The organism is Halomonas halmophila, assembly GCF_006540005.1.
In the GTDB taxonomy this organism is placed as follows: domain Bacteria; phylum Pseudomonadota; class Gammaproteobacteria; order Pseudomonadales; family Halomonadaceae; genus Halomonas; species Halomonas halmophila.
Window position 1 is genome coordinate 1 of the sequence record NZ_BJOC01000057.1, and the last position, 5,594, is coordinate 5,594.

The 5,594-nt window shown below is 63.7% G+C and carries 3 protein-coding genes; all 3 read left to right on the plus strand.

Features of this window, described 5'->3' with window-relative positions; genetic code table 11:
• Positions 1–196: 196 nt before the first annotated feature.
• Positions 197–2,776, plus strand: a complete 2,580-nt coding sequence (gene clpB / locus HHA01_RS14410) for an ATP-dependent chaperone ClpB (RefSeq protein WP_141321936.1) — start codon at positions 197–199, stop codon at positions 2,774–2,776.
• 509 nt (positions 2,777–3,285) lie between these two features.
• Positions 3,286–5,010, plus strand: a complete 1,725-nt coding sequence (locus tag HHA01_RS14415) for an acetolactate synthase 3 large subunit (protein ID WP_141321939.1) — start codon at positions 3,286–3,288, stop codon at positions 5,008–5,010.
• Positions 5,010–5,501 (plus strand): acetolactate synthase small subunit, encoded by a 492-nt coding sequence (gene ilvN / locus HHA01_RS14420; protein ID WP_013331089.1) that lies wholly within the window; start codon positions 5,010–5,012, stop codon positions 5,499–5,501. The genes HHA01_RS14415 and ilvN overlap by 1 nt, the downstream gene beginning before the upstream one ends.
• Positions 5,502–5,594: the final 93 nt, after the last annotated feature.

The window sequence follows — 5,594 nt, forward strand, 5'->3', positions numbered from 1 at the left end:
TCTTCCCTCTTCCCTCTTCCCTCTTCCCTCTTCCCTCTTCCCTCTTCCCTCTTCCCTCTTCCCTCTTCCCTCTTCCCTCTTCCCTCTTCCCCTACCTTGAAAACCCCGCCACCAGACTCCATCTCTTCTGTCAAGACACATTGACAGGGTCAGGCGGCGCGTCCGAACGCGCCGTTACCCCGATGGAGGATTACGAATGCGTTTCGATAAATTCACTGCCAAGTTGCAGAATGCGGTGGCGGATGCCCAGTCCCTGGCCGTGGGGCAGGGGCATAACCAGCTCGAGCCGGGGCATCTGCTGATGGCCTTGCTGGATGCCAGTGATACCGGCGTCAAGGCGCTGATCCAGAAGGCCGGGGGCGATGCGACGCGGCTGCGCGATGCCTTGAAGAGCCATCTGGACGACCTGCCCAGGGTGGGGGACTTCGACGGTGAGGTGCAGCCGTCCCGCGATCTGGTCAAGCTCTTCAACCTGACGGACCGCGAGGCGCAGAAGCGTGGTGATCAGTATATCGCCAGCGAGCTGGTGCTGCTGGCGGCGCTGGACATGCGTCATGCGGTCAGCAAGGTGCTGACCCAGGCGGGGCTGTCGCGTCAGTCGCTGGAGACGGCGGTCAATAGCGTGCGCGGCGGTGCCAGGGTCGACGACCCCGATGCGGAAGGGCAGCGCGAGGCGCTGGACAAGTACACCCTGAACCTCACCGAGCGCGCGACCAGTGGCAAGATCGATCCGGTCATCGGCCGTGACGACGAGATCCGGCGCGCCATCCAGGTGCTGCAACGGCGCACCAAGAACAACCCGGTGCTGATCGGCGAGCCCGGGGTGGGCAAGACCGCCATCGTCGAGGGGCTGGCACAGCGTATCGTCGATGGCGAGGTGCCGGAAGGCCTCAAGGACAAGCGTGTGCTATCGCTGGATATGGGCGCACTGCTGGCCGGCGCGAAGTTCCGTGGCGAGTTCGAGGAGCGTCTCAAGGCGGTGCTCAAGGAGCTGGCCGAGGAAGAAGGGCGCGTCATCCTGTTCATCGACGAGTTGCACACCATGGTCGGCGCCGGTAGGGCGGATGGCGCCATGGATGCCGGCAACATGCTCAAGCCGGCGCTGGCCCGCGGCGAGCTGCACTGTGTCGGGGCCACCACGCTGGACGAGTATCGTCGCTACATCGAGAAGGATGCGGCCCTGGAGCGTCGCTTCCAGAAGGTGCAGGTCGACGAGCCCAGCGAGGCGGATACCATCGCCATCCTGCGCGGTCTCAAGGAGCGCTATGAGGTGCATCATGGCGTGGACATCACCGATGGCGCCATCATCGCCGCGGCCAAGCTGTCGACGCGTTACATTACCGATCGCCAGCTGCCCGACAAGGCTATCGATCTGATCGATGAGGCCTCTTCGCGTATCCGCATGGAACTCGACTCCAAGCCGGAGGAGATGGATCGACTCGACCGTCGCCTGATCCAGCTCAAGATGGAGCGCGAGCACCTCAAGAAGGAGAGTGACGAGGCCTCCCGCCAGCGTCTCGCCGGCCTCGAGGAGCAGATCGGTGAGCTGGAGCGGGAGTATGCCGACCTGGACGAGATCTGGAAGGCCGAGAAGGCCAGCATCCAGGGCGCGGCACAGTTCAAGGATGAGCTCGACAAGGCGCGCATCGACCTCGAGCAGGCGCGACGCCAGGGCGACCTGGGGCGGATGTCGGAGCTGCAGTACGGGGTGATCCCCGATCTGGAGCGCAAGATCGCCGAGAGCAGCGAGGAGGAGGCCGACACCTCCGAGCATCGTCTGCTGCGCTCCAATGTCACCGAGGAAGAGATCGCCGAAGTGGTGTCGCGCTGGACCGGCATCCCGGTGTCCAAGATGCTCGAGGGCGAGCGCGACAAGCTGCTACGCATGGAAGAGGCGTTGCACGAGCGGGTGATCGGTCAGGATGAAGCAGTGCACGCGGTCTCCAACGCCGTACGGCGCTCACGCGCCGGCCTGGCGGATCCCCATCGGCCCAATGGCTCCTTCCTGTTCCTCGGGCCGACCGGGGTCGGCAAGACCGAGTTGTGCAAGTCACTGGCCGGCTTCCTGTTCGATACCCAGGAAGCCATGGTGCGCATCGACATGTCGGAGTTCATGGAGAAGCACTCCGTGGCCCGCTTGATCGGCGCGCCGCCGGGCTATGTGGGCTATGAAGAGGGTGGCTACCTGACCGAAGCCGTGCGCCGCAAGCCGTACTCCGTGCTGCTGCTCGACGAGGTCGAAAAGGCGCATGCGGATGTCTTCAACATCCTGCTGCAGGTGCTGGAGGATGGTCGGCTCACGGATGGCCAGGGGCGTACCGTGGACTTCCGCAACACCGTGATCGTGATGACCTCCAACCTGGGCTCCGACATCATTCAGCGCATGGGCGCCGAGGATGATTATGCGCAGATGAAGTCCCGGGTCATGGAGGTGGTCGGCACGCATTTCCGTCCCGAGCTGATCAACCGCATCGACGAGGTGGTGGTCTTCCACTCGCTGGCGCAGGCGCAGATTCAGGCCATCGCCGGTATCCAGCTCGAGCATCTGCGCTCGCGCCTGGCCGAGCATCAGCTGGGGCTGGAAGTCTCCGACGAGGCCCTGGCACAGCTGGCGGAGGCCGGGTTCGATCCGGTGTTCGGCGCGCGGCCATTGAAGCGGGCCATTCAGAGCCGGATCGAGAACCCGCTGGCCGAGGATCTGCTGGCCGGGCACTTTGTGCCGGGCGAGACGGTACGGATCGAACTCGACGGGGACCGCCTGACCTTCCGCCACTGAAACCGTGCCATCCGGCCGGTGACTGCCCCCAGGGGTGGCCCCGGCCTGCCACTGACGCCCGCCGGTCAGCCCGACCGAGCGGGCGCCCTTGTGTGTGGAGGTCAGGCCATGCGGGCTTTTCGGTGCCTTCGGCGGCCACCCGAGGTTGACACTTCGTGGCTGCTATTGGAACCTTGACGGTTCCTGATACGGGCGTGGAATTCAGCGGGCAATCCCCCACCTCCGCGCGAAGGGTAGGCCGCAGGCCTTTACCCGCCGAAGGACTTCCGGGTCAGGGCTAACCGCCCGACCTGGCCAATGCCCCCGAAGCGGTGATCCGCCGTGAGAGGGAAGGGCTGACGCGCAGTGCTCGATCAGCCTTCCCGACGAGAGTGCTGGCCCTAACCGGGCCTAAAAACGCCAGGGTTTGGCATCAGGTGCCGGCGTGTCCGGCAGCGGCATACCGCCGCACTCGAACTGGCGTCCGATGGACGCTTATTGCACTCGAGACCTCCAGGGGAGAAACATCTGTGGAATTGCTTTCCGGCGCGGACATGATCGCCCGCTTCCTGCAGGATGAGGGCGTCGAATACATTTACGGCTATCCGGGCGGCGCGGCGCTGCATATCTATGACGCCCTGTTCCGCCAGGACAAGGTCAAGCACATCCTGGTTCGCCATGAGCAGGCCGCCACTCATGCGGCCGACGGCTATGCCCGGGCTTCCGGCAAGCCGGGCACGGTACTGGTGACCTCGGGCCCCGGTGCCACCAATGCGGTGACCGGCATCGCCACGGCCTACATGGATTCCATTCCGATGGTCGTGCTCTGTGGCCAGGTGATGAGCCATCTGATCGGCGATGATGCCTTTCAGGAAACCGATATCGTCGGTGTGACCCGGCCGATCGTGAAACACAGCTTCACGATCCGTCATCCTTCCGAAATTCCGGAAGTCCTGCGCAAGGCGTACTACCTGGCGTCGACCGGTCGTCCCGGTCCGGTGGTGGTGGATATCCCCAAGGATATGACCACGCCGACCGAGCGCCATGAGTACGTCTATCCGAAAAAGGTCAAGATGCGCTCCTACAACCCGGTGGCGCGCGGTCATACCGGCCAGATCAAGAAGGCCGTCGAGCTGATGCTCAAGGCGCGTCGTCCGGTCTTCTATACCGGCGGTGGCGTGGTCACGGGACGTGCCTGCGAGGGGCTGACCGATCTCGTCAAGCGCCTCGGACACCCGATCACCACGACCCTGATGGGCATCGGCGCCTTTCCGCAGAGCGACGACCAGTGCCTGGGCTGGCTGGGCATGCACGGCTCCTACGAGTCGAACATGGCCATGCACCATGCCGATCTGATCATCGCGGTCGGGGCGCGCTTCGATGACCGCGTGACCAACAACACCTCGAAGTTCTGCCCGACGGCCAAGATCATCCATGTGGATATCGATCCGAGCTCGGTCTCCAAGACCGTGCGCGCCGACGTGCCGATCGTGGGCCCGGCCCAGAGTGTCATCAACGAGATGATCAGCCTGCTGCAGGGCCGCGAAGTGGCCGATCCTGAGGCACTGGCCGACTGGTGGAAGACCATCGACGGCTGGCGCGAAGAGCGGCGTGGCAAGTTGTACGAAGCCTCGAAGGAAGGCGAGCTGCTCAAGCCTCAGGAAGTCATCGAGGCCATCTGTCGCCTGACGCGGGGCGAGGCCTACGTCACCACGGATGTCGGCCAGCACCAGATGTTCGCGGCGCAGTACTACAAGTTCGACAAGCCCAATCGCTTCATTACCTCGGGTGGACTCGGCACCATGGGCTTCGGCTTCCCGGCCGCCATGGGCATCAAGCATAACTACCCCGATGAGCAGGTGGTCTGCATCACCGGCGAGGGCAGTTTCCAGATGATGATGCAGGAGCTGTCGACCTGTAAGCAGTTCGGCGGCGGGGTGAAGATCATCAACGTCAACAATGCCTCGCTCGGCATGGTGCGTCAGTGGCAGGACCTGAACTACAAGTCCCGGCATGCGCATTCCTACATGGAGTCGCTGCCCAATTTTCAGCAACTCATCGAGGCCTATGGCTTTACCGCGCTGCGGGTGGAAACCATGGAGGAGCTCGAGCCGGCGCTGGAGCGGACCTTTGCCGACAAGCACGAGCTGGTGTTCCTCGACGTCATGGTCGACCCGCACGAGCACGTCTATCCGATGCAGGTGCCCCTGGGCTCCATGCGTGACATGCTGCTTTCCAAGACGGAGCGGAGCTGATGCGCCATATCATCTCGATTCTGATGGAAAACGAACCGGGCGCCCTGTCTCGCGTGGTGGGTCTGTTTTCCCAACGCAATTTCAATATCGAAACGCTCAACGTGGCACCCACCGAGGATGAGACGCTGTCGCGTCTGACGGTGACCACCGTGGGGGACGACCGCGTCATCGAGCAGATCACCAAGCACCTCAACAAGCTGATCGATGTGGTCAAGCTGGTGGATCTGACCGAGGGCAGTCATATCGAGCGCGAGCTGATGCTGGTCAAGGTCAAGGCACTGGGCGCGGCGCGGGACGAGGTCAAGCGCACCGTGGATATCTTCCGTGCGCAGATCGTCGACGTGACGCCGAGCCTGTACACGGTGCAGATTACCGGCGATGCCGAGAAGCTGGATGCCTTCCTGCAGGCCATGGCGCCGGTGGGCATTCACGAGGTGGCGCGTACCGGGGTCTCCGGAATCGCCCGCGGCGACAAGGTGCTTTCCCTCTGAGTCGCTGCGGCATTCGCCAGCACCATGCAAGCCGCCCCTTCGAGGGCGGCTTTTGCGTAGGGGCATGTACTGCGGGCGCTCAGAGGGTGTTTA